Origin of the sequence: Succinatimonas hippei YIT 12066 (genome assembly GCF_000188195.1) — a bacterium.
GTDB classification, from domain to species: domain Bacteria; phylum Pseudomonadota; class Gammaproteobacteria; order Enterobacterales; family Succinivibrionaceae; genus Succinatimonas; species Succinatimonas hippei.
Map to the genome: position 1 here is coordinate 7,537 of NZ_GL831043.1, position 24,755 is coordinate 32,291.

25 protein-coding genes are annotated in these 24,755 nt (G+C 39.0%); 14 read left to right on the plus strand and 11 right to left on the minus strand.

Annotation, left to right across the window (positions count from 1 at the left end):
* Positions 1–41: 41 nt before the first annotated feature.
* From HMPREF9444_RS07490 to HMPREF9444_RS07535, 10 genes are all read left to right on the plus strand, one after another.
* A complete protein-coding gene (locus tag HMPREF9444_RS07490; RefSeq protein WP_267902416.1) occupies positions 42–494 on the plus strand; it encodes an LTA synthase family protein in 453 nt (150 codons plus the stop codon).
* A gap of 117 nt (positions 495–611) precedes the next feature.
* Positions 612–1,580 carry a KpsF/GutQ family sugar-phosphate isomerase gene (locus tag HMPREF9444_RS07495; protein WP_009143810.1) on the plus strand — a complete coding sequence of 323 codons (969 nt, stop codon included), beginning with the start codon at positions 612–614 and terminating at the stop codon, positions 1,578–1,580.
* Complete coding sequence (locus HMPREF9444_RS07500) at positions 1,577–2,131, plus strand: KdsC family phosphatase (protein ID WP_009143812.1); 555 nt, start codon at positions 1,577–1,579, stop codon at positions 2,129–2,131. Before HMPREF9444_RS07495 ends, HMPREF9444_RS07500 begins: the two co-directional genes overlap by 4 nt.
* The gene (lptC, locus tag HMPREF9444_RS07505) at positions 2,131–2,694 is read left to right on the plus strand and encodes an LPS export ABC transporter periplasmic protein LptC (protein ID WP_009143813.1); all 564 of its coding nucleotides are present in this window, start codon (positions 2,131–2,133) and stop codon (positions 2,692–2,694) included. The genes HMPREF9444_RS07500 and lptC overlap by 1 nt, the downstream gene beginning before the upstream one ends.
* Positions 2,675–3,196 (plus strand): lipopolysaccharide transport periplasmic protein LptA, encoded by a 522-nt coding sequence (gene lptA / locus HMPREF9444_RS07510; RefSeq protein WP_009143814.1) that lies wholly within the window; start codon positions 2,675–2,677, stop codon positions 3,194–3,196. The genes lptC and lptA overlap by 20 nt, the downstream gene beginning before the upstream one ends.
* A 3-nt stretch (positions 3,197–3,199) precedes the next feature.
* Positions 3,200–3,925: an LPS export ABC transporter ATP-binding protein gene (gene lptB, locus HMPREF9444_RS07515; RefSeq protein WP_009143815.1), complete on the plus strand. Its 726-nt coding sequence runs from the start codon at positions 3,200–3,202 to the stop codon at positions 3,923–3,925.
* Positions 3,926–4,159: 234 nt separating this feature from the next.
* A complete protein-coding gene (gene hpf / locus HMPREF9444_RS07520) occupies positions 4,160–4,447 on the plus strand; it encodes a ribosome hibernation-promoting factor, HPF/YfiA family (RefSeq protein WP_009143816.1) in 288 nt (95 codons plus the stop codon).
* Between the two features lie 89 nt (positions 4,448–4,536).
* Complete coding sequence (locus HMPREF9444_RS10635) at positions 4,537–5,037, plus strand: PTS sugar transporter subunit IIA (protein WP_009143817.1); 501 nt, start codon at positions 4,537–4,539, stop codon at positions 5,035–5,037.
* Positions 5,038–5,066: 29 nt separating this feature from the next.
* Positions 5,067–5,942: an RNase adapter RapZ gene (gene rapZ / locus HMPREF9444_RS07530; protein ID WP_040909405.1), complete on the plus strand. Its 876-nt coding sequence runs from the start codon at positions 5,067–5,069 to the stop codon at positions 5,940–5,942.
* A 294-nt stretch (positions 5,943–6,236) separates the two neighbouring features.
* Complete coding sequence (locus HMPREF9444_RS07535; protein ID WP_009143819.1) at positions 6,237–7,277, plus strand: alcohol dehydrogenase catalytic domain-containing protein; 1,041 nt, start codon at positions 6,237–6,239, stop codon at positions 7,275–7,277.
* An 89-nt stretch (positions 7,278–7,366) separates the two neighbouring features.
* On the opposite strand, the gene rpoH is transcribed toward HMPREF9444_RS07535, so the two are convergent.
* The 5 genes from rpoH to HMPREF9444_RS07560 form a co-directional block, all read right to left on the minus strand.
* Complete coding sequence (gene rpoH, locus HMPREF9444_RS07540) at positions 7,367–8,254, minus strand: RNA polymerase sigma factor RpoH (protein WP_009143820.1); 888 nt, start codon at positions 8,252–8,254, stop codon at positions 7,367–7,369.
* A gap of 68 nt (positions 8,255–8,322) precedes the next feature.
* A complete protein-coding gene (locus tag HMPREF9444_RS07545) occupies positions 8,323–9,957 on the minus strand; it encodes an amino acid ABC transporter ATP-binding/permease protein (protein WP_040909401.1) in 1,635 nt (544 codons plus the stop codon).
* Positions 9,944–11,569 (minus strand): thiol reductant ABC exporter subunit CydD, encoded by a 1,626-nt coding sequence (gene cydD / locus HMPREF9444_RS07550; RefSeq protein ID WP_009143822.1) that lies wholly within the window; start codon positions 11,567–11,569, stop codon positions 9,944–9,946. The genes HMPREF9444_RS07545 and cydD overlap by 14 nt, the downstream gene beginning before the upstream one ends.
* Before the next feature lie 122 nt (positions 11,570–11,691).
* On the minus strand, positions 11,692–12,831 hold the full coding sequence (cydB, locus tag HMPREF9444_RS07555) for a cytochrome d ubiquinol oxidase subunit II (protein WP_009143823.1): 1,140 nt from the start codon (positions 12,829–12,831) through the stop codon (positions 11,692–11,694).
* 1 nt (position 12,832) lies between these two features.
* Complete coding sequence (locus HMPREF9444_RS07560) at positions 12,833–14,389, minus strand: cytochrome ubiquinol oxidase subunit I (protein WP_009143824.1); 1,557 nt, start codon at positions 14,387–14,389, stop codon at positions 12,833–12,835.
* A 93-nt stretch (positions 14,390–14,482) separates the two neighbouring features.
* On the opposite strand from HMPREF9444_RS07560, the gene HMPREF9444_RS07565 reads away from it, so the two are divergent.
* From HMPREF9444_RS07565 to HMPREF9444_RS07575, 3 genes are read left to right on the plus strand one after another with little or no spacing between them, the layout of a single operon-like run.
* Positions 14,483–15,001, plus strand: coding sequence for a MotA/TolQ/ExbB proton channel family protein (locus tag HMPREF9444_RS07565; RefSeq protein WP_009143825.1), 519 nt, complete (start codon positions 14,483–14,485; stop codon positions 14,999–15,001).
* The gene (locus tag HMPREF9444_RS07570) at positions 14,988–15,380 is read left to right on the plus strand and encodes an ExbD/TolR family protein (RefSeq protein WP_009143826.1); all 393 of its coding nucleotides are present in this window, start codon (positions 14,988–14,990) and stop codon (positions 15,378–15,380) included. Before HMPREF9444_RS07565 ends, HMPREF9444_RS07570 begins: the two co-directional genes overlap by 14 nt.
* The gene (locus HMPREF9444_RS07575; protein WP_009143827.1) at positions 15,380–16,138 is read left to right on the plus strand and encodes an energy transducer TonB; all 759 of its coding nucleotides are present in this window, start codon (positions 15,380–15,382) and stop codon (positions 16,136–16,138) included. Before HMPREF9444_RS07570 ends, HMPREF9444_RS07575 begins: the two co-directional genes overlap by 1 nt.
* Here HMPREF9444_RS07575 and HMPREF9444_RS07580 read toward each other — a convergent pair.
* Positions 16,135–18,171 (minus strand): TonB-dependent receptor plug domain-containing protein, encoded by a 2,037-nt coding sequence (locus HMPREF9444_RS07580; protein ID WP_009143828.1) that lies wholly within the window; start codon positions 18,169–18,171, stop codon positions 16,135–16,137. The two genes, HMPREF9444_RS07575 and HMPREF9444_RS07580, sit on opposite strands and share 4 nt — an antisense overlap.
* A 41-nt stretch (positions 18,172–18,212) precedes the next feature.
* Entirely contained in the window at positions 18,213–19,736 is a 1,524-nt protein-coding gene (ftsY, locus tag HMPREF9444_RS07585; RefSeq protein ID WP_009143829.1) for a signal recognition particle-docking protein FtsY, read from the minus strand.
* Positions 19,737–19,837: 101 nt separating this feature from the next.
* Here ftsY and rsmD point away from each other — a divergent pair, with 101 nt between their 5' ends.
* Positions 19,838–20,416: a 16S rRNA (guanine(966)-N(2))-methyltransferase RsmD gene (gene rsmD / locus HMPREF9444_RS07590; protein WP_009143830.1), complete on the plus strand. Its 579-nt coding sequence runs from the start codon at positions 19,838–19,840 to the stop codon at positions 20,414–20,416.
* Between the two features lie 26 nt (positions 20,417–20,442).
* On the opposite strand, the gene HMPREF9444_RS07595 is transcribed toward rsmD, so the two are convergent.
* The 4 genes from HMPREF9444_RS07595 to atpA are packed head-to-tail and all read right to left on the minus strand — an operon-like array spanning position 20,443 to position 24,744.
* Positions 20,443–20,871, minus strand: coding sequence for a F0F1 ATP synthase subunit epsilon (locus HMPREF9444_RS07595; RefSeq protein ID WP_009143831.1), 429 nt, complete (start codon positions 20,869–20,871; stop codon positions 20,443–20,445).
* A gap of 15 nt (positions 20,872–20,886) precedes the next feature.
* Positions 20,887–22,305: a F0F1 ATP synthase subunit beta gene (gene atpD, locus HMPREF9444_RS07600; protein ID WP_009143832.1), complete on the minus strand. Its 1,419-nt coding sequence runs from the start codon at positions 22,303–22,305 to the stop codon at positions 20,887–20,889.
* Positions 22,306–22,329: 24 nt separating this feature from the next.
* A complete protein-coding gene (gene atpG / locus HMPREF9444_RS07605) occupies positions 22,330–23,193 on the minus strand; it encodes a F0F1 ATP synthase subunit gamma (protein WP_009143833.1) in 864 nt (287 codons plus the stop codon).
* 9 nt (positions 23,194–23,202) lie between these two features.
* A complete protein-coding gene (gene atpA, locus HMPREF9444_RS07610; protein ID WP_009143834.1) occupies positions 23,203–24,744 on the minus strand; it encodes a F0F1 ATP synthase subunit alpha in 1,542 nt (513 codons plus the stop codon).
* Positions 24,745–24,755: the final 11 nt, after the last annotated feature.

Below are 24,755 nucleotides of genomic sequence, written 5' to 3' on the forward strand. Positions count from 1 at the left end.
CGGGGTTTTAGCCGCTGATCTTTTTTGATAAAGACGACACTATTTTTCTTGTGATTGCCGATCATGAAAGTAGAGTAAGAGGAAACGGATCATTTCCTTTAAGTGAATTTTCAATACCGGCTCTTATCCTAGGTCCTAACATTAAAGCATACCAAGACGAACGCGTCGTAAGTCAAATCGATATGGCTCCTACTTTACTTTCGTTATCGGGAATTTCCGGTGAATTTCCTTTAATAGGACAAAATCTTAACCAAGAACGCATCAAAGAACGCGCCTTGATGCAGTTTAATCAAATCTTCGGCTATCTTAAACACGGAAAATTCGTAACTTTGGAGCCGCAAGGCAAAGCCGCTTTTTTTAATGTCGGAAAGCATAATTCTTTGGTTGAAACAAAAGAAGACAAACAGTTGCTCAAAAAAGCCGTAGCGCTTGAAAACTTAGGTCCGCTTATCTATTCACAAGGATATATGCTTGATTCCTGCATTAATCCTTAAGTTATTGATTTTGCCTCTGACAAGGAGGCAAAAATTAACTTAGCATTATTCTTTAAAAAATTTTCTTTTGCTGTAAGATCAAATATCAAATCTTTCAAAAAAGAGAATCTACCGTCAATGATAAAAGAAACCTGCATCAGTGCCGGCAAACGCGTTTTGCAAGACGAAGCTGCTGCGCTTTTAGCTTTAGTTCCAACCATCGGAGATAATTTCGAAAAGGCTTGCCGTTTACTTTTAAGCTGTAAAGGAAAAGTTATTTTAACCGGAGTAGGCAAATCAGGACATATCGCAACCAAAATAGCATCTACATTAGCAAGCACGGGGACCCCGGCCTTTTTTGTGCAGGCAGGTGAAGCAGCTCACGGCGACCTAGGAATGATAGGTAATGATGATGTGGTGATCGCTATTTCAAACTCAGGCGAAGGGTCAGAGCTAAAAATCATGATTCCGATTTTAAAGCGCCGCGGTATTCCCCTTATAGCTATTACTGGGGAGATAAATTCTTCTTTAGGAAAAGAAGCTGATATCACTTTATCGGCACACGTAGAAAAAGAAGCTTGTCCGTTAAATTTAGCTCCCACATCAAGTTCTACGGCCGAACTTGCCTTAGGCGACGCTCTTGCCATTGCGCTACTTGAAGCCCGCGGTTTTACCGAGCAGGACTTTGCTCTATCCCATCCGGGCGGAGCTTTGGGCAGACGCTTATTAGTCCGCTGCAAAGACTTAATGCACACCGGATCCGCTATGCCCAAAGTCAAAGACGATATTTCAATTAAAGACGCTTTATTTGAAATGTCTAAAAAATCTCAGGGAATCGTTACCATAGTAGATAAAGACGGAAAACTTGCCGGAGTTTATACCGACGGTGATTTACGCCGTACCTTAAATAAAGGTGTTGATCTTAACGAATGTATCAGCTTAGTGATGACGCGTAAATGTACTACAATAAAAGCTGAAACTTTAGCCGCTAAAGCCGTGGTTTTAATGCAGAGTAAAAAAATCACCGCCATGGTTGTGGTTGATGAAAACAACAAACCTATTGGAACCTTTAATATTCAAGATTTACTACGCGCAGGTATCGTATGATGGAAAAAATTGACACTTGCTACGGCCCGATTGACGCAGCCATTTTTGAAAAACTCAAAAATATCGAACTCATCATTTTTGATGTAGACGGAACTTTGACCGACGCCGGCGTTTATCTTGATGCCAAAGATGGTGAGTATAAAAAATTCAACACTAAAGATGGTCTTGGTATCATGAACCTTCTTAAATCTGGACTAAAGGCAGCCGTCATTACCGGCAGAACTTCACCGCTTACGGTCCGCCGCATGAAGGAAGTTCATATTGATTACATTTTGCAAGGGCAGTTGGACAAGGGACCGGCTCTTGATAAATTGTGTAATGATTTCAATCTGACACCGGATAAAATTGCCGTAATCGGTGACGATCTTAACGATTTGCCGTTATTTCAAAGAGTAGGATTCTCCGCCTGTCCTAAAGATGCGCATTCTTATATACAGAAAATCGCATCCATAGTTCTGCATCGCGACGGCGGACACGGAGCAGGTCGCGAGCTTTGCGATCTGTTAATGATGGCTCACGGTTTACTTAACACTGACGGCGGTCCGAAATAATGAGTGTAACTTCACGTTCACTGATTTTATCTTTTATCCTTATAGGATGTGCTTTCATCCTATATAGGATATCTTCTAACATTGATAAACCTTCAAATAATGACATTCTTAACGAATATCCTACGTTTACTGCAGTAAATTTCGATGCAGACAGCTTTGATAAAGAAGGTCTTTTAACTTATTCATTTAAAGCAGATGACGTCATTTACTATAAAAAACAAGATTTACTTAATTTTTCAAATCCCTTAGGCATCTATTACGATCACCAAAAAACCGGTGTAGAGCCATGGCAAATTACTGCAAATGACGGTTCCATGATTTTAAACAAAGAAGTGGAGCTTGACGGTAATGTAGTAGTTGTTCCGCTTTTTACCGACGCGCCCATAACTGAATTTACCACGGGCTTCATGCATTTTGATATGATTAAAAACGTGATTACGGCACCGGGGAAAGTCAATATTAAAGGCACGAACTTTACCAATACCGGAAGCAACTTAGTAGGAAACCTTACTACCAAAGAATGCACTATCTCTGGAGATCCTCATGCGCACTACATCCCTTAAACTGTCAGTAGCCGCCTTTTTACTGTTTAGCCCCGTCTATACGGCTTTAGCTCTTGAAAGTGACTACAGTAAGCCTGTCAACGTTCTTTCTGTTGAACAATTTGCCGATCTTAAAGCCAATAAAGTCATTTTCAGCGGCAATGTGGTAGCCACTCAAGGAACTATGAAAATCACGGCAGATAAAGTTGAAATCACCCGTGACGACGAAGGCAAACTTAAAATGGTAACGGCTTACGGATCTCCTACCACTTTTGAGCAAATGATGGAAAACGGTAAACCTATTCACTCACGAAGCGCTACCATTAATTATGAGCCCAATAAGAACCTGATCGTTCTAACCGGCAAAGCAACCGTCTGGCAAGGCGAATCCCGCATGGTAGGCGAGCGTATTGAATATAACGTCAAAACACAAACAATGCGTGCAAACAATAAAACCAAGAGCCAGGGCGGGCGCGTATCCAGTACTTTCATTCCGTCAGATTTCCAGCAGCAGAAGAAATAGTTTATGTACGAGTTAAAAGCTTCACATTTACGAAAAACTTATAAAAAACGCGTCGTTGTCAATGACGTAAGCATCTCGGTACAAAGCGGTTCTATCGTAGGTCTGCTCGGACCTAACGGAGCCGGTAAAACCACTTCCTTTTATATGATTGTAGGTATTATCACTACAGAAAAAGGGTCGGTTACTTTAAATAATGTTGATATAACGGACATGCCGATGCATCTTCGCGCTCGCGCAGGCCTTGGTTATCTGCCTCAGGAAAACTCCATTTTCAGAAAACTCACCGTGCAGGAAAACATTATGGGAGTTTTGGAGTTAATTAAAGGCTTAAGCCCCGGGGAAAGACAGCAAAGAGCCGACGAACTCATGGAAGAGCTTAGTATCTCAAGTCTGCGCAATAACGTAGGTATGAGTCTTTCAGGAGGAGAAAGACGACGCGTCGAGATCGCCCGCGCTTTAGCTGCCAATCCTAAGTTTATTTTGCTTGATGAACCGTTTGCCGGTGTTGACCCGATTTCCGTATCTGAAATTAAAAGCATTATCACTCATTTAAAAGAACGCGGTATCGGAATTCTTATTACCGATCACAACGTCCGTGAAACTTTGGATGTCTGCGAAAAAGCTTACATAGTAAGCTCGGGTGAAATCATAGCCAAAGGTACGGCAGACGAGATCCTTGCCAACGAAAAAGTAAAAAACGTATATCTTGGAGAGAGTTTTACTCTCTAATTCTTTATAGCGGTTTTAACTTGCAATTAAGACCGCTTTTCTACCTTAAAGTCCTCTAAAATCAAGTCTAAGATTTTCCAAAAACGTGCTCTATCTTGCAAAAATCAATTTGCAATTGACTAATTTTGATCATCTGTTTATTAATTTTTTGTAAAAGCTCTATTATAAAAGTGTGAACATAATAAAGTGTTCATATAGTTATCCAACACCAAGATTGGATTAAGGAAGATAAATATGCAAATAAACATCCAAGGCGTCGGAATTAAGATTACTGAAGCTTTAAATGATTTTGTTATCGACAAATTCAAAAAGCTGGAGCGTAAAGCAGATTTAATTAACAGCATAACTGTGACTTTGGCTGTTAATAAACTTGATCAAATAGCCAAAGCAGATATCGCCGTAAACGGCGGAAATATTCATGCAGAAGCTACTGATGAAAGCATGTACTCGGCAGTTGATGCATTAATTGATAAAGTTGACAGACAGATTGTTAAATATAAAGAAAAAGTTAAAAACGACTAATTAATTCACGGCCCTGCAGATGCGGGGCTTTATTTTTCCCGCCGTAGCACTATACAATGAAGCAAAAATTTTAATTAACGTAAATAATTATGTTGGACTCTTTTGAATATCTTCCCGATACTTTGATTTTATCGCCTTTAAGCTGCTTTAGTAAAAAGCGTTTGTTTGAAGATGTGGCGGATCAGGCTGCGTTCATTATTAAAACGCATACCGTTGATATCAATATGCTGTTAAACGATCGGGAAAAGTGCGGATCCACGGCTTTGGATAACGGAGTTGCCATTCCTCATATTCAAATGCGTAAAATTGAAAAGACTTTCGGAATTCTGAGTATTCTGCAAAACAAAGTCTTCTTTAATGACATCGATACCGATTTAGAAGATGCCGATATAGTTTATACCTTCTTTTTCAGTCAGAAAGACGATCCTAAAGAGGCCGAAATCTTTTTAAAAAATCTTTGCGAAATTTTTGAAAATAAAGAATTGTGTGTTTCATTACGTAGAGCAAAAAATGAACCGGATACAATTTATGCTTTATTAAAAAAGATTGATCAGCAATTAGGAAAGCTTCTGCAGCACACTCAAGATTAAAAGGATTTTTTATGACGGGAAATATCGATATTGATCTTGTAATCATTTCAGGCCGTTCCGGATCGGGAAAAACCGTTGCTTTAAGGGTTCTTGAAGATTTAGGCTATTACTGCATTGACAATTTACCGGTTATATTTCTTCCTGAACTCGTTGCCGTAGCTAAAAACCGTTATCCTAAACTTGCAGTTTCCATTGATATCCGCAACATGCCCGACAATATCCAAAGTTTTGAGGATATGTATAAAACACTTCGGGAAAATAAAAAAATAAAAACTACCCTTATTTATGTCGATGCGGAAGAGTCCGTTTTAATAAAGCGTTACAGTGAAACAAGACGACTGCACCCGCTGTCAAAACGTAAATTATCTCTTGATGAAGCAATCGTACTTGAGGGATCAATACTTGAAGATATCGCGTCACTTGCAGATTTGCGCATTGACACTTCATCACTTTCAATACACGATCTTGCGGCACAAATCACTACTTTAATCAACGGACATCCTGAAAAGAAGCTGGTCATAGTATTTGAATCTTTCGGATTTAAAAACGGAATTGCAAAAGACGCGGATTTCATTTTTGATGCAAGATTCTTGCCCAATCCTTTTTGGGATCCTTCATTGCGCAGTAAAACCGGGCTTGATATAGAGGTAGTCAAATTTTTTGATAAATACCCGCAAGTTAATCTTTATATAAATCAAATTGATGAAATGTTAACCGGCTGGCTTGGCGACATTGAAAAAAGCAACAGAAGTTACTTAACTGTAGCCATCGGCTGCACGGGCGGCTGTCATCGCAGCGTATTTATCGCCCAATCTTTATACGAGCGATTTGAAAAACGCGGATTATTAACTAAAGTCCGTCACAGATCGCTTGAAGCACTAAAAGCCGACGGTAAAAAAAGTTAGTTATCTTACATACAAGATGGCCGAAAATTTTATATATTAACTTCATAAAAGATAGTTTTTTATCATAAGAATTAGCAAAAACAGCTATTATTCTTACATACCAGTTTTACCGAACGACAACATCAACTAACATACTAGTATTACAAGTTACAAACAGCATTCTAATCAGAAATTAGATCTATATTACAATTTTTTGTTATTTTAAAAAAATTACGAAAACAATCACATTTTCTATGTAAAATTACATCCAGCAAATTATTTTTTTTACATCAACCAACATTATCAGGAATTATCATGAAAGCTTGTGTCTTACATAAAAAGGGTGATATTCGTTACGAAGATATTCCGGCTCCGGAAATCAAAGATCCGCATGAGGTCAAAGTTAAGATGCTCGCTGCCGGTATTTGCGGCTCCGATCAGCACTACTATACCGAAGGCGGCATCGGTACCGCTATCGTAGTTCGTGAGCCTATCGTTATCGGTCATGAAGGCTGCGGTATTGTTGAAGAAGTCGGATCTGCTGTCACCGGAATTAAAGCAGGCGATATGGTCGTAATGCGCCCTGCCCGTCCTTGCTTCCACTGCTACTATTGCGAACATCACATGTATACCTACTGTGAAAATATGCAGCACTTAGGCTCTGCAGCATTATTCCCTCACACCCAGGGTCTGTTTGCCGAGGAAATCGTCGTTCACGAAGTACAGTGCCGTGTTGTTAAGAACATGAAACCGGAAGTCGGTGCTTTTGCCGAGCCTTTGGGTATCGCTTACAACGGCGTACATAAAGCCGGAGATATCATGGGCAAGAATCTGTTGGTTATGGGCGCAGGTCCTATCGGATGCTTATGCGCTGCAGCAGCTAAAGCTTGCGGTGCCGATCGTGTAACCGTAGTTGATATCCGCTCCAAGCCTTTGGAAATTGCTCTTGAGATGGGCGCTGATTGTGTCTGCAACTCAAAAGAAAATCCTGAGCAGATCGAGAAATGGTGCGAACATAAAGGTGCTTTCGATACCGTTATCGAAGCTACCGGCAACGGATTTGCCGCTGTCCAGGCTATGAAGATGCTTCGTCCTGAAGGCGTATTCTCTCAGGTCGGCATGTACGGCTTAGGTCACGAGCCTAAGGATTTAGGCGCCTTCACCACTAAGGGTATCAAGTGGAACTCCGTCTTCCGTTTCTATGACGAGTTCGGCCCGTGCGTCAACGCTTTGGAGCGCGGCTTAGTCAATCCGCTTCCGTTGCTGTCAGCATCCTTCCCGGCATCTGAGATCAACGAAGCAATGCAGGCAGCATTGTCTCCTGAGACCGCAAAAGTTCAGATCCGTTTTGATTAATCAATTGATTTAATGCTTTAAATAATAAAAGGCAGCGTTCACGTTAAGCTGCCTTTTTTATAACAGTAAAACATATAGATTACAAATAATTACACGTCAATAATATTTTTATCGGCAAGAATATTGCTTTTTATCTTCTTTAACGCTTGATTCTCAATTTGTCTTACACGCTCAATTGAGACATTAAGTTTTTCAGAAAGCTCCTGCAACGTGGCCTTATTTTCATCAAGCCAGCGTCTTTGAACAATATATCGTGATCTTTCATCTAAAGAATCAAGAGCTTTTCTTAGCGATGACAGCTCATAATTCTCATAATCTATATTTTCAAAAGTATTAGCAAAGTTTGAATTTTCATCTTCAAGATAAGCACTGGGAGAAAAACTTGATCCTTTATCCGAATCATCGTCACTGTCTGCATCAAAGCCAATATCCTGTCCGGCAAGGCGTGTCTCCATTTCTGCAACGTCATCTGCACTTACGCCTAAATCGTCTGCTACCTTATTGCGCTCTGAATCTGAAAACCAACCTAAGCGCTGTTTATTTTGCCTTAATTTAAAAAAGAGCTTACGCTGAGCTTTGGTGGTGGCTACTTTAACCACGCGCCAATTTTTTATAACGTAATCATGAATCTCAGCTTTAATCCAATGCACGGCAAAAGCCGCAAGGCGTCCGCCGACATCAGGATCAAAATGCTTCACGGCTTTCATCAAACCGATATTGCCTTCCTGAATCAAATCGGAAATCGGCAAACCGTAGCCTAAATAGCCCCTGGCAATACTGACAACAAGACGCAAATGTGACAAAACGAGTTTTCTTGCCGCGTCTAAATCTCCATAGTCACGCAAACGTTTAGCAAGAGTCCTTTCATCTTCCTCTTCAAGCATTGGGAATTTATTGATAGCTTTAACATAAGCATCTATATTTCCCACCGGAGCAGGGAGATTGCTTGGGTTAAGTTCTTCTTTGTCTTTTGTCATATAATCTTAATGAAACGCCGGCGCTTTTATAATTTAGCATTTTGTGATCTGTGCTTAAAATTGTATTCCTAAATACGTATTATTTCATCACAAAAATTTAATCCTGTACTTTTATGGCTGATTAAAATCACCCCTTTTCTTGAACATAAAATACGCTTTAAAATTCTCTGCCCTTGACGGATATCCAGACCTTCGCCCGGTTCATCTAAAATCAAGAAATCGCAATTACGACACAAAGCTCTTGCTAAAACCAAACGACGGGACTGACCGCCTGAAACCGAGATCCCGTTATTACCTAAAAACTGATTAAGGCCTAAAGGTAAGCTTTTTACAAAATCAGTAAGCTCCACTTCATCCAACAATTTAAAAATCGTTTTTTCATCTATTTCTGGATTTACTTCCTTAAACAAATCCAAGATTGTACCGGAAAAGAAATCATTACTCTGCGGTGCAACACTAAAACATTTACGTATACTGCTTTCGGAAAAACTCTTTAAATCTTTTCCGTTTAATAAAATTATTCCGTCATAATCCTTAAGCAAAGATGTCATTAAATAAACAAGTGTTGTTTTTCCGCTGCCCACTTCTGCACACAAAGCATAATTTTTACAATTAACAAAGGATGCAGAAAAATGATTGATGATTAACGGCATCTCTTTACTATAAGAAAAACAAACATTCTTAAAAGTAATTCTTTTCAAGTTTTCATCAAATTCTTGTCCTTGTTCATTTTGATTTTTAGGTAAATTAATCAGTGCATTAATTTCATTAAAAGCATGTCTTACTTCGGCAAATTTCGTAAAACTCAAAGCTAAAGGAAAAACCGCCTCAAACATGGAAAAAGAAATGATCCCCAAAAGAACATAACAGGCACCGTTTACTTTCCCTTCTGCATAATAAGGAGCGATAAGATATAAAGATAAGATCAAAGCAACAGCAGACGCTAAATAAGTAATGCTTAAAAGCATATCTTCAACTAAGGTAAATACCGCCCTTACTTTACAGATCCTTTTATTTAACATTAATAAATCAGCTTTTAATTTTTTATCTGCATGATTTAAGATTAAATCCGTTAATCCCTCTCCTACTTTTACCGCACCGTCATTTAATGCGCTTAAATCAGCAGACAAAGAAAGTGTCTTATCGCGCAAAAAATAAGTAAATAACCAGGGGATCAACACAGCACATATAAAAATTAAGCAAAATAAATAAAATGCTAAAAGACAATCAAAAATACCGATAAAAACTATCGCTGCAGTACAAATAATAAGTGCAAGTAATTTAGGCAAAGCATCTTTTAAAAAAGCATATTCAAGACGCATGGTATTTTCCCTAAAACGTCTTTCACAGTCGGATTTTTTTAAATTTAAAGCTTCCTTAAAATTAATCTGCAAAATTCGCTCAAACAAGTATGACCTTAATGCCGCAATTATTTTAAAAGTAGCGTTATGTGTTACTAAGCGCTCTAAATATCTAAAAGCGGTACGGCTTAAAGCAAACATTCTTATAAGCGCTGAAGGAATAAAAATATTGATTAAAATTCCGGAAGCACCGGCAATTCCCATAGCACTTAAAAACCATGCAGCACTTCCCATAAGTGCAATAGAGGACAGAGCTGCGGCAACCGATATCAGCACACCTAAGATGACTGCCTTTATTTCAAAGGATAAAAGCTTTTTTAAGGTAAGTTTATCTTCCGTCAATTGCAATCACCTCATCTGCATACTTGATAAGATTAGTCCGATGTGCTGCAATTACTACAGTCTTATTAGGGAAATTATTAAAAAAGCCGTCTAAAACCTTAAGCTCCAACTCTTCATCAAGACTTGACGTCGGCTCATCAAAAAGAAAAATATCCTTATCCGTTAACAATGCCCTTATAAGTGAAATTATGCGAGCCTGTCCGCCTGATACTCTCTTGCCGTCATCACCTAAAATATAACAAAAGCCGCCCGGAAAATTATTAATAAAATCTTTTATATTAAGCTTAACTAATACGTCTATTACCCGCTCATGAGTAATATCGCTTCTCCCCATACTAAAATTATCAAAAAGCGTTCCATAAAAAAGTTTAGGCTGCTGCGGGATATACGCTATATGATTTACAAGATCTTTAGTATCAAAAGTGTCATAACTTACATCATTAATGAAAATGCTGCCGTCCTGAGGCTTTAAAAATCCGCACAACGCCCTAAGGACTGAACTTTTACCGGATCCTGATGCACCGATTAATGCCGTTGTCTTACCTGCTTTTATTTTTAAATTTAAATTATTGACTCCGACTCTACCGTCAAGATACACAAGCGTAACCTTATTGAGAGAAAAAGAAAAAGGAGCTTGCGTCACATTTAAAAGTAACGGCTTATTACTGTTTTTTTCTAAAGAATTATTTTCATCAAACCAATAAGCAAGCTGTTTTGCCGCTGCCAAAGCATTTATTTTTATATGATAACTTTGGCCTAAATTACGCAGCGGTAAAAAATACTCGGGAGCACATAAAAGCACAAAAAGAGCATATCTGTAATCAAATCCTTTTTCATATACGGAAAAACCTAATGTAATAGCACAAAATGCTATACCGACAGTACAAAAGAACTCTAAAGCCAAAGCAGAAAGAAAAGCTACTTTTAAGATATTCAGCGTCTCAAGACGCCAACGCCTGGTCATAAATTTAATATTTTTAACTTCTTTTTTTTCAAGATTAAATAGCTTTAAAATATTAATTTGACTTACCGCTTCTTGAAAACGCTGATTTAATCTTGATATCTGTGCCCATTGTCTGTCATTTAATTTCTGCGTTCCTTTGCCAATAAAAATCATAAAAAGCGGAATAAGAGGAGTAATTATCAGCAAAATTCCGGCAGAAACAGGACTTACGGATAATATAGCCCCCCATAAAATAGCCGGAATGATTATCGCTGCCCTTAATGAAAGCAGATAACCCGTAAAATAAGGAACAATATCTGAGACTGCATTTATAACCGACGTATTTAAAGAAGATTTTAATTGCACGCTCAAAGGGTTTTCATTAAAAATTCTTACAATTAAATCCCTTCTTACAGCTTCTTCTATCCTATAGTGAAGTTTGCTTTTTAAAGCGCAAAGAAGAGTTTTTATAATAAAACGCGCCGCAACAACTGCAAGAGCAATAGATAACAAATAACAAAGCTTTACATAATCAAAAGAAAACAGATAGTTACCGACGGCATTGGCAATAAGAGCATAAAAAGCAGCGCATAAAAGAGCATCCAGTGCAATTAAAGCACTTTGGATCAAAAGCTCTTTTTTTACCTGCGCCGCATAGCTTTTTAACAAAGCCTTTTCCCTTATCGTGTTCTGAACCTTTCAACAAGATCTACATAATAAGTGACCGCACAGGTAAAACCGATTGCACCGATTAAACCGAAAAACCAATATAAGTAAATCATTTCTGCTCCTTAATGATCTTCCTTTACAGTATCAACCGAGGCTTTTCCCCACATGCGATAATAAGCCCAAATCGTATATGCAAGCGCTAAGGGAACAAACACAATCACGGCATATAACATAACCTGTAAAGTAAAATGCGATGATGTGGCATCCCAAATAGTTAATGATGAATTTACATCTTTGCTTGACGGCAAAATAAAAGGAAACAGCGCAGCACCTGCCGTAATGATCGTAAAAGCTATCCCTACACTTGAAGCTATGATTCCCTTCACTGCGTTTCCTTTAAAAGCAAAGATCCCGGCAAACAACATGCCAAATCCTGCAAGAGCCGGAACTACAACGGTTACCGGATAGTTTACATAATGCAAAAACAGCCCGTGTTCAACCACACTTACGGATTTTCCGGTAATAGTATTAAAAGCTCCCGAAGGCGCTAGCGAATTTAAAACATAACCGTTAAAGTTATAAGACCAAAGTCCTGCGACAACAAAAAGAACAACAGTCAACAGCGCACTTATTACAGCAATTTTTCGGGCACGAAGGCTTATAGACTCGTCAACTCTTAACATGATCCACATGCATCCGTGAGTAATAAGCATCAAAACGCTTATCACTCCGCACAAAAGAGCAAAAGGATTTAATAAAGGCAAAAGAGCGCTTAAAAAATATCCGTCATAATGCCAACGCATGTTCTCATCAGCATAAAAGGGCAATCCCTGCAGCAGATTTCCGAAAGCCACACCAAAAATCAGCATCGGAATCAAACTTCCGACACTCAATGCTATATCCCAACGTTTTTTCCAGATTTCAGTTTCGCCGTGATTACGATAATCAAATGCAAGAGGTCTTAACCAGATAGCAAACAAAACCAAAAGCATTGCCCAGTACAATCCGGAAAAAGATGCGGCATACACTTCAGGCCATGCGGCAAAAATCGCTCCGCCTGCCGTAATCAGCCAAACCTGATTGCCGTCCCAATGAGGAACAATCGTGCTTATAAGAACCTTCCGCTCAGCACTGTTTTTACCTACAGGAAAAAGCAGTGCAGAAACAGCCATATCCATTCCGTTAGTCAAAGCAAAACCTATAAGCAATACTCCGATTAAAATCCACCAAATAACCTGCAGCGTAGTGTAATCGAACAACATTTTATTTTCCTCCCGCAAAAGCACTTTCAAGTGCGGAGGTTTCAAGCGGACCTTTCTTTATTGCCTTAATCATTAAATACATTTCGATGATTAAAAACACGGTATAAATTGCGATAAAGCAAATAAGAGATAAGGCTACATCAACAACTGATAATGATGAAGTGGCCATAAACGTCGGCAAAATTCCTTGAATAGCCCACGGCTGACGCCCCAATTCCGCCAAGATCCAACCGAACTCACATGCAAGAAACGGTACCGGTATTGCCCACAATAAACATTTAAGGAAAAGTGTGCGGTTCTCCAAATCCCGCTTATACCATAAAAAGAAAGCAGTACCCAAGACCAGGATCCCCGCAACGCCTAACAGGCCTAACATTAAACGAAATGAGAAATAGGAAATCCATACTGAAGGAACACTGTTCCTTGCTGCAGTCTTAATTTCAGCCTCTGTGGGGTTTAAAGGATCAGCTGCATGTTCAACTAAAAGCAAACCGTAACCTAAATCATTTTCATGCTGTTTAAAGGCTTCATAAACTGACGGATCGTTATTTCCCTGACGCAATTTAGTTAATAACTGATGGGCTATAGCTCCGTTTTTAATTCTTTCTTCGTTTTGCGCCACAATATCGCGTAAACCTATCACTTCCTTATCAAGAGAATGGGTCGCAATTATTCCTAACAGCCAAGGAACTTTAATCGCAAAAGTATTTTCCATTTTTTCTTCATTAGGTATGGCAAATACCGACCACGATGCCGGAGCTTCCTGCGTTTCATACTCTGCTTCCATCGCCGCAAGTTTGGCAGGTTGATGATTGGTAACACCAACTGCCGACAAATCTCCAGTCAATGCAGAACCTGCCATGGCACAAAATCCGAACGCCAAAGCTACCGTCATCGATCTTTTGGCAAAATCGATATGGCGCTTTTTAAGCAGCATGAATGCACTTACACCGATAACAAACATCGAAGCCGTCACATATCCTGCACATACGGTATGAGCAAACTTTACCTGTGCTACCGGAGAAAATACCAAACCGAAGAAATCAACCATTTCCATGCGCATCTTTTCAGGCGAAAAAACAGCAAACTCCGGATACTGCATCCAACCGTTGGCAATCAAAATCCACATCGCGGAAAGATTTGATCCTAAAGCGGTTAAAAAAGTAATTGCCAAATGTGCTTTCTTTGAAAAACGGTTCCATCCGGTAAAAAATAAACCGATAAAGGTAGATTCAAGGAAAAATGCCAAAAGCCCTTCAATAGCAAGCGGCGCTCCGAAAATATCTCCGACATAATGGGAATAATTAGACCAATTAGTACCGAATTCAAACTCTAAGGTAATTCCGGTAGCAACACCTATGGCAAAATTAATGCCGAAAAGCTTTCCCCAAAACTTGGTCATATCACGGTATAAAACGTCACCGGTTCTGACATACATCAGTTCCATGATGAAAATAAGCCAAGAAATGCCTAAAGTTAAAGGAACGAATATAAAATGATACAAAGAAGTAGCGGCAAACTGCCAACGGGAAAGCTCAACCATTGCCTGACTTATCATTGACTTTCTCCTATTTATCTATTTTTAAAGAATGTTACTCTATGTAAGGTATTTTGTTAACCTTTGCGACAAAGTAAGGTGAGTTATTTCAAAATGTTTGATTTATACGAAAAAATCGGTTATTGCGGCGTCGCATTATTGATTTTAGGCTTTGCGGCTGTATTTACCGTAATCCGCGGTACGGTTTTAAGCGTAATGCTAAAAAAACAAGCCGTTAATCGCAGCGGAATTATAAAGGAAATCTCCCTTTTGGTACTTAAAAACTCCGGTGCCGATGATAATTCTTATATAAATTCTTTAATGCAAACCAAAATGAAAGGACTATTTAGCTCTTTATATTTTTTAAAGCTGTGCGCTGCAGTTGGTCCGCTTCTTGGATTACTCGGTACGGTTCTCGGCATGATTGAAGTATTTTCAACCCTTGCTGACAACAGCACTCACAATTCCGCACTGCTTGCAAGCGGGATCTGGCAGGCTTTAATCACCACGGTAATGGGACTTACTCTTGCTATTCCCGCTCTTATGGTTCATTACTATATTCTCACTAATTTAAGGTACATAAAAACAACCATTACCTTACTATCAAGGCAAACTGAAAATGCAGGATTTTGATGACGATGATTTACATGTGGATTTAACATCACTTATTGATGTTATTTTCATGCTGGTTATTTTTTTTATTATGACTATGAGTTTTACTCTGCCGGAAATTGAACTTAATGTTCCAACTTCCACAACAGCTGAAGAAAATGATGCGGCATCAAATAGTTTTTCAGTAAAAATTGATTCAACGGGTGCATTTTTCATAGATCAAAAAAAATTAACCATAGATGAGTTACAAAAAGTCATAGAACAAGAAAAACCGCAAAGCATAACTTTATATTTGGATCCAGATTCTCCAGCCCAAAGTTTTATCGACGTGTCTGATTTAGCACGCACCTATACTTCAGGAAAGCTTTTAGTAAAAGCATTGAAAAGAGATGCAAAATAATGGATAAGACAGATTTATTAAGCAGAACTTGTGCCTACATAGGTCTGCTTTTCTCTCTTATTGTTTTTTATTTTGTACTGCCTTATTTTTATTCACCTAAAAAAATATCTGCTGAATATACGGAAATAACTTTTACTTTACAAAAAGAAGCACCGTTAATTAAACAAGACTCCGCCAAAGCATCTGACATTATTGCATCTGCTGCGGTTGAAAATTATGAAAACAAAATTGAAATAAAAGAAAAAGAAGTATTAAATACTTCTCAACAGGTTATAAAACAATCTGAAAAAACACCAGACGCTCTGCCAGAATTACCCAATAAATCTAAACCTGTTACTGCTAAAAATAAAACAGCAAAAGCTACAAGCTCTCAAAGCTCACCTAAAAAAAACTTACCTAGAGGTAATCAAAATAAAAGATTAAACTCCACAGCTACTATTACAAAAAACAGTGCATCAAGACAGGCTTTGCCTGATTTAAAACAGCAGCAAAACCAATTTGCCAATCTTATTTACAGCAGACTGCAGGCATCTCTTACTTACCCTAAACTTGCTATAAGACGTAATCTTGAAGGAACTGCAGTAATTTCATTTTCCATAAAACAGGGAAAAATTGCTTCTTATAAAATCAGTAAATCAAGCGGACACAAGATCCTCGATGAGGCTGCATTAAAGCTTGCCGCTAAAATTGCAAGTCTGTCAGCACGCCATCCTCTTGATTTTAATCTTAACGTACCGCTTAAATATGAGCTGCATTAAAAAGACGCGCTTACGCCCGCCATAATAAAACGTCCCGGTTCATGGATAAGACTTGATGTTTGATAGTTTTTATCCAGAATATTTGCCAATGCACCGTAAATTCGGTATTCTTCATTATCACCGAATAAGTATTCAGCTCCTAAATTTAAAGTAGTCCAGCCGCCGTACTCATCATCTGCAAAATAACTTATGCCACCAGCGTTATCCTGCTTTACCCGCGAGGCAAAACGTGCATAAAAATCCAAAGTTAAGTATCCGTAATTACACTCAGGATAATATTTTATTCCGGTACGACCTTTTACAGCAGGAATACCTGTATTATAGGTTTCAATACTTCCGGTATCGTATTTTCTTTTAATAAATGAAATATCCAAATACGGTTCGAAACTGTCAAAATTAAGTTGTAACGACCAATCAGCTCCATAAGTTTTTGCCGAAGCAATATTGTTATAAGTAAACGTTCTAAACGGTATGTTCATACCAGGAAAAAGATCGTCTCTTTCAACTGTTTCGATATAGTCATCAGCGTCAGAATAAAATACCGTAAAATCAGAAGTTATTAGATCTCCTTCATATTTAAAACCGATCTCATAGTTATCGGAAGTTTCAGGCTTTAAACTAGGATTACCGACTTGCAGTTCACCGGTAAACGTATAAAGATACATTTCCTGTATATTAGGAACACGATATCCCTGCGACCAATTTAATCTCCATGAGACATTTGCTAAAGGCTTATACACAAGTCCTGCACTTAATACCGCCTTTTCATTTACCTCATCGGCAAAGCCGTGAATCTTAATACCATTAATGAAAGAAGAACCTGCTTCGGTATCAACCTTGTTATATCTTACAGCCGTGTTAAGCGTAAATTTTTCATTAAATTTGGTTGATAAAAGCACATACAAGCCGTGGGTGATTTGAGAAAAATCACGATCATGAAGATTGATGTTTTTTGTTCCCAGTCCAACAAAGCTATTTGATTTTAATTGAGAGCGTTCACCATCATAACCTGTGATTAATGAAAAATATTTACCTAACGTAAATTGAGCCTGAAGATTAGCCCCATAGCTGTCTTCTTCATTTAAAACAGACACAAAAGGTCCTTGTCTTGTTACCGAAGAATTAAATTCCTTATCATTTTGCTGCATGAAAACAGACGCTTTTAATGAAGAAACATAATCATTAAGCTCAGTAAGCTCAAAGCCTAGTGAGTGCTTGACGCGGCGCCATTTGGGAATATGTGCTCTAAACTCAGCGTACCCTGGAATACCGGTAGAACTTGCCGTATGTGCATCAACATCAAAATATTCAGATTTGTACTCAAACTTTAAATCATCAGTTGCCTGCCAGGCAAGATAAGCATTTACTCCCTTATTTCTATAAGATGTGTTATCAATCTTTTCTCTATCTGAAATATATAAATCTTGGGCGTCAGTATTAACAAGACCTAATGCATAACTGAAATTTTCAATTGTTCCTGATAAATTTAAATACTCGGAAAAAGCATTATCAGAGCCGTTATACAGCAAACCGACCTGGGTGCTAAGTTTATCTTCAGACGGCTTTTTGGTAATAACGTTAACGGCTCCGCCCATAGCGTCAGATCCGTACAATACGGCTGCAGGTCCTTTTACTACTTCAATTTGATCGATGAAAAAAGGATTAATTAAAAGCGGAGCTCCTGATTTTGTTTTTTGATCGGTTATTCTTTGCCCGTCTACCATTACAAGAGTTCTATATGCACTTTCTCCGCGTATTGATACTCTTTTTAATCCTGGAGTTCCGTCATTTACCAACAAAACAGAAGGAGCATCCTGTAAAGCATCGGCAACAGTGTCAGCTCCCTGAAGTAAAACCTCATCTTGACTTACAACACTGATGCTTTCATTTGCATCAATAATATTTTGCTTGTCACGATTAGCACTAATTACAATAGTATCGGCTGTAATTATTTCATCAGCTGCAACAGGTAGTACTTCTACAATTAAAGCAATAACAACAAAACGCTTTATCATTATTTTTAATCCAATCATCAAAATTACGGCGCCTTATTTAAGACGCCGACAGACAAAGATCACTCTTCATCTTTAAATAAAGCGTCTACAAAAATATCTGCTTTAAAGGGTCTTAAATCTTCGGCTTTTTCACCGATGCCTACGTAACGAATCGGAAGCTTGAATTTATCGGCTAAAGTGAAAATCACACCGCCTTTTGCCGTTCCGTCAAGCTTGGTAAGGCAAATACCGGTAATAGGAACTGCTTTGCCGAATAAAGTTGCCTGTGAAACTGCATTCTGACCGGTTGTAGCATCTAACACCAATAACACTTCATGCGGTACTTCTTCATCAATTTTCTTCATTACGCGCACAATTTTTTTCAGCTCTTCCATAAGATTGTCTTTATTTTGCAATCTTCCTGCAGTATCACAAATAAGCACGTCAGTATTTCTGGCTTTAGCTGCATTTACTGCATCAAAAAGAACTGAGGCACTATCCGATCCTGTTGCTTGAGCAATAACCGGAACATTGGCTCTGTTTCCCCATTCTTTTAACTGTTCAACAGCTGCGGCACGGAAAGTATCACCTGCTGCAAGCATGACTTTCAGTCCTAAATCCTGATATTTTCTTGCCAGCTTACCTATAGTTGTAGTTTTTCCGGCACCGTTAACTCCTACCATCAAAATCACAAAAGGTTTCTTACCTGTAACTTCAAGCGGGATTTCACACGGCTTTAAAATATTTTTCAAAATATCTTTTAAATTCTTCTTAAGTAAAACCGCATCATGCAATTCACGCAGCTTTGACTCTTCGCGCAGTTTTTCAATCACAAAATTGGTTGTTTCTACCCCCAAATCTGCCGTGAGCAAAGCTGTTTCAAGCTCTTCATAAAGATCTTCATCAATTTTTCGTCCCTTCATGAAAGAACTTAACCCCATCGATATATTCTCACGGGTACGTTTTAATCTTTCAAAAAAAGACAGCTTTTCGCTTTTTTCACTTATTACTTTGTTTTCTTCAGCAGGCTTTTGCTCTGTTTTTTCTTCTGCAGCATTTTGTTCATCATTTTTGATCTCTGATTCTTTACTTGCAACTTCATTTACAGTCTCAATATTGGTTTCTTCTTGTAAAAAATCTTCTTTTTTAGCCTCATCCTGCAATTCATCTGTCGAAATTTTATCTTCTTTTATCTCTTCTTTATCTTTTACATCTTTTTTTTCTTCAGACTCTTTATCATCAGCTTTAAAACTTTCGTCATCAGCTATGATTTGTTTTTCGGCCTCAAGTTCCTGATATATGACAAAAGAGCTTTCAGCACGAGTATTCTCTTTTTTTATATCTTTATCAATTTCCTGCTTTAAGTCTTTTTCACTTACCGTATCATCAAAAAATTCTGCAGCAGCAGCTCCTGCGCCGACATTTTCTAAAGCTGAAACCGCCTCTTCATGCTGTTCTTTCTGTAGTTTTTGTTTTTCTTCATCACTGTCTGATTCAGAAACTTCTTCAGTATTTTCCTTAATTTCAGCAACTTTATTTTCAACAGAATCTTCTTGTTTTATATCTTTCTTTTTCTTAAAAAACGAAAAAAATGCCATATTCATACCACCGCAAATAAAACTATTTTTATAAAAAAACAGGTTAAAATAGCTAAATTACTGCGATTTTAGCATTTAGAAATCAAAAATAGGTAAAAAGCGAAAAAATGTCTTTATCTTCCCATCAAATACGTATTATCGGCGGCATATATAAAGGTAAGAAACTTGACGTATTGGATCTTGAAGGATTAAGGCCTACTCCTGACAGAATACGCGAAACGATTTTTAATTTATTAAGCGATAAGGTTCAAGCTGCTAATGTTTTAGATCTGTTTGCAGGATCAGGAGCATTAGGTATCGAGGCTCTGTCACGCGGCGCAAAATCAGTTACCTTAATTGAAAAAGATTATGACAATTATTTAAGCCTTAAAGACACAATTAACACTTTAAACTCAAAAAACATTCAAGTATTAAATCTTGATGCTTTAAATTTTTTAAACAAAACTGATAATAAGTTTGATTTGATTTTTTTAGATCCGCCTTATAAAAGCGATTTATTGAATAAAGCTATGGAGCTTATCAATGAGCGAAACTTGTTAAATAAAAATGCTGTTTTATATGTTGAATACAGTTCAGGTAATATTAAAAGCTTTGTTGGTTTTGAGTGCTTTAGCGAACAGCAAAACGGACAGGTAAAATTTGCTTTATACAAAAAGAGTTCTTTTTTAGAAGAATTATTCAGTTAAAAATCGCGCCATAAGGCGCGACTTTATCATTTACGGCGAGTACTGCGAGATAACTCAATAACTTTAAGCTGAGCCATTGCTTCAGCAAGCTGAGCAAAAGCTTTATTATAGTCTTTATCTCCGCTTTGATGCTTGATAGCTTCCTGAGCTTCACGCATAGCTTCTTTAGCTTTAGCTTCATCAATATCATCAGCTCTTAAAGCTGTATCAGCAAGTACGGTAACGCTGTCAGGCTGAACCTCAAGCAACCCTCCTGCTAAATAAAACTGATCTTCCTTACCTTCAGCAGTAGTAAGTAAAACCATACCGGCTTTAATAGTTGTCAAAAGCGGGGCATGACCGTGACGAATGCCCATTTCACCTTCAGAACCGGTAATACGCATCGTTCTTACACGGCCTGAATACAAACTTCCGACAGCACTGACAACATCAAGATGGAAAGTAATATTTTCCATTCAAACCTCCGCCGATTATAGGCTCTTGGCTTTTTCTACAGCTTCGTCAATAGAACCTACCATGTAGAAAGCCTGCTCCGGTAAATTATCGTAATCACCGGCAATAATGCCCTTAAATCCGGCAATAGTATCCTTTAAGGAAACATATTTGCCCGGAGTTCCGGTAAATACTTCAGCAACACTGAACGGCTGAGACAAGAATCTTTCGATCTTACGTGCACGAGCTACGGTAAGTTTATCTTCTTCAGATAACTCATCCATACCCAAAATAGCAATAATATCTTTAAGTTCTTTATAGCGCTGCAATACTGTCTGAACACCGCGGGCTACTTCATAATGATCTTTACCAACAATGGAAGGATCAAGCTGACGTGAAGTAGAATCAAGAGGATCAACGGCAGGATAAATACCCAAGGAAGCAATCTGACGTGACAAAACGATAGTTGCGTCCAAGTGAGCAAAAGTAGTAGCAGGGCTAGGATCAGTCAAGTCGTCAGCAGGAACATAAACAGCCTGAACTGAAGTAATAGATCCTTTCTTGGTTGAAGCAATACGTTCTTGCAACACACCCATTTCTTCAGCCAAAGTAGGCTGATAACCTACGGCTGACGGCATACGACCAAGCAAAGCTGAAACCTCAGTACCTGCCAAGGTATAACGATAAATGTTGTCAATGAACAACAATACATCAAGACCTTCGTCACGGAATTTTTCAGCTACAGTCAAACCGGTTAAAGCCACACGCAAACGGTTCCCCGGAGGCTCATTCATCTGACCGTAAATCATTGATACTTTATCAATAACTTTAGCTTCTTGCATTTCATGATAGAAGTCATTGCCTTCACGAGTACGTTCACCTACGCCTGTAAACACCGACAAACCGGAGTGTGCGGTAGCGATGTTATTAATAAGCTCCATCATGTTAACGGTCTTACCTACGCCAGCACCGCCGAATAAGCCGACTTTACCGCCTTTGGCAAACGGGCAAATTAAGTCAATAACTTTAATGCCGGTTTCAAGAACTTCAGTAGTTGATGACTGTTCAGCGTAAGTAGGAGCTTCACGGTGAATAACCCAGCGCTCTTTCTCATTAATAGGGCCGGCTTCATCTACAGGCTGACCCAATACGTTCATAATTCGACCGAGGGTCTCCTTGCCGACAGGAACTTTAATGCCGTCACCGGTATTAACAGCAGTTAAACCGCGGCTTAAACCGTCAGAAGATCCCATTGCGATGCAACGAACCAGACCGCCGCCAATCTGCTGCTGAACTTCAAGAATCAGATCAGGACGATTCTTACCGTCACCTTTTACTTCCAAGGCATCATGAATCTCAGGAATATTGGTTTCCGGAAACTCTACGTCTACAACGGCACCGATAATCTGGACAATCGTACCCTTATCTCCGGCGCGCTGTTTAGCAACTTCAGCCATTTCCTTTTTCCTCTTAAAAAACCTTTAAACCGCCGCAGCTCCGGAAACGATGTCATTAAGTTCCATCGTAATTCCTGCCTGACGCGCTTTGTTGTAATCAAGCTGTAAATCATTAACTAATGAATCGGCGTTGTCAGTTGCAGCTTTCATTGCCACCATACGGGCCGCCTGCTCTGATGCTAAATTTTCAAGCACAGCCTGATAAACCATCTGTTGAACATAACGATCTAAAACCACTTTTAAAATTTCAGCAGGATTAGGTTCGTAAATATAGTCCCAGTGGTGCTTTGCAACTTCAGCATCTTCTGTCTTCGGCAGCGGCAGCAATTGATTAACGGTCGGCAGCTGAACCATGGTGTTTTTAAAACCGTTAAACGCAACATAAACTGCATCTACTTCACCGTTAAGGTAAGCACTGGTCATAACTTTAATCGCGCCTACCAATTTTTCCGGTTTAGGATCATCACCGAAACCGCTGTGCTGAGCGATAACGTCAACTCCGAATCTAACGAAGAACGAACTTGCTTTAGTTCCGAGAAGAACAGCTTTAACTCCGATATTTTTGCTTTCCTTTTCCTTCATATCAGAAAGAACTTTACGGAAAAGATTAATATTCAGGCCACCGCACAAACCGCGATCCGTAGAAACAATAATATAGCCGACATTTTTAACAGGACGCTCTTCAAGATACGGATGGTGGAACTCCGTAGAACTTACTGCCACATGTCCGATAAGATTAAACAAGCCGATTGAATAAGGACGCGAAGAAGACATTTTATCTTGTGCGCGTCTCATTTTCGAGGCTGCAACCATTTGCATAGCGCTAGTTATCTTCTGTGTACTTTTTACAGAAGCTATCTTAGTGCGTATTTCCTTTGCTCCGGCCATTTAGAGCTCCTAGTAAGTCTGAGTTGATTTGAAATCAGTAATCAAATCAGTCAAACTCTTTACTATTTCATCGTTATAATCTGGCTTTGCGTCAATTGACTTTAATAAATCGGCATATTTACCGCGAGCAAAATTCAAAAGCGCATCCTCGAAAGCTGAAATTTTATTAATTGCAACATCCTCAAGGAATCCTCGCTCTGCCGCGAAAATAACCAAAGCCTGTTCGGCGACGGTTAAAGAAGCATACTGACGCTGTTTCATCAACTCTGTAACTTTCTTACCGTGGTCAAGCTGCTTACGGGTTGCTTCATCAAGATCTGATGAAAACTGAGCAAATGCCGCAAGTTCACGATACTGAGCCAAAGCAGTACGAATACCGCCTGATAGCTTTTTCATAATCTTAGTCTGAGCAGCACCGCCGACACGAGATACTGAAATACCAGGATCAACAGCAGGACGAACACCTGAGTTAAACAAACTTGATGTCAAGAAAATCTGACCGTCGGTAATTGAAATAACGTTAGTAGGAATGAACGCTGAAACGTCACCTGCTTGAGTTTCAATAATCGGCAACGCAGTAAGCGAACCGGTTTTACCGGTGATTTTACCGCCTGATAATTTTTCAAGATATTCGGCATTAACGCGACAAGCACGCTCAAGCAAACGTGAATGCAGATAGAAAACGTCACCGGGATATGCTTCACGCCCAGGCGGACGACGAAGTAACAATGATATCTGACGATAAGCTACAGCGTGCTTAGACAAATCATCGTAAACAACTAAAGCATCCTCACCCTGATCTAGGAAATACTCACCCATTGCGCATCCGGCATAAGGGGCGATGTACTGTAAAGCTGCAGTGTCGGAAGCTGATGCTGAAACTACAATAGTGTTATCAAGAGCACCGTGTTCTTCAAGTTTTCTTACAACTGAAGCGATAGTTGAAGCTTTCTGACCGATGGCGACATAAATACAGCGAACACCGTAATTTTTCTGATTAATGATAGTATCAACGGCTAAAGCTGTTTTACCTACCTGACGGTCACCGATAATAAGCTCACGCTGACCGCGTCCGATAGGAATCATTGAGTCAACAGCCTTATAACCGGTTTGAATCGGCTGGGATACGCTTTGACGAGCAATAACTCCAGGAGCAATCTTTTCAACCGGATAAAAATCATCGCTAACAATCGGACCTTTACCGTCGATTGGTTCACCTAAGGTATTTACAACACGACCTAATAAACCTTTACCTACCGGAACGGAGAGAATTCGACCGGTTCCGCGTACTTTCATACCTTCTGAAAGGTGAGTATAAGGTCCTAAAACAATAGCGCCAACAGAATCGCGCTCTAAGTTTAAAGCCAATCCGTACAAATCATCGCCAAACTGCAGCATTTCACCTTGCATGACGTTGGCAAGACCGTGGATACGAACAATACCGTCACTAACGGAAATGATAGTACCCTCATCGCAGGATTGGGTAACAACCTTAAACTGCTCAATCCTTTGTTTAATAAGATCAGCAATTTCAGTTGAGTTTAATTGCATTTTGTTCCCCT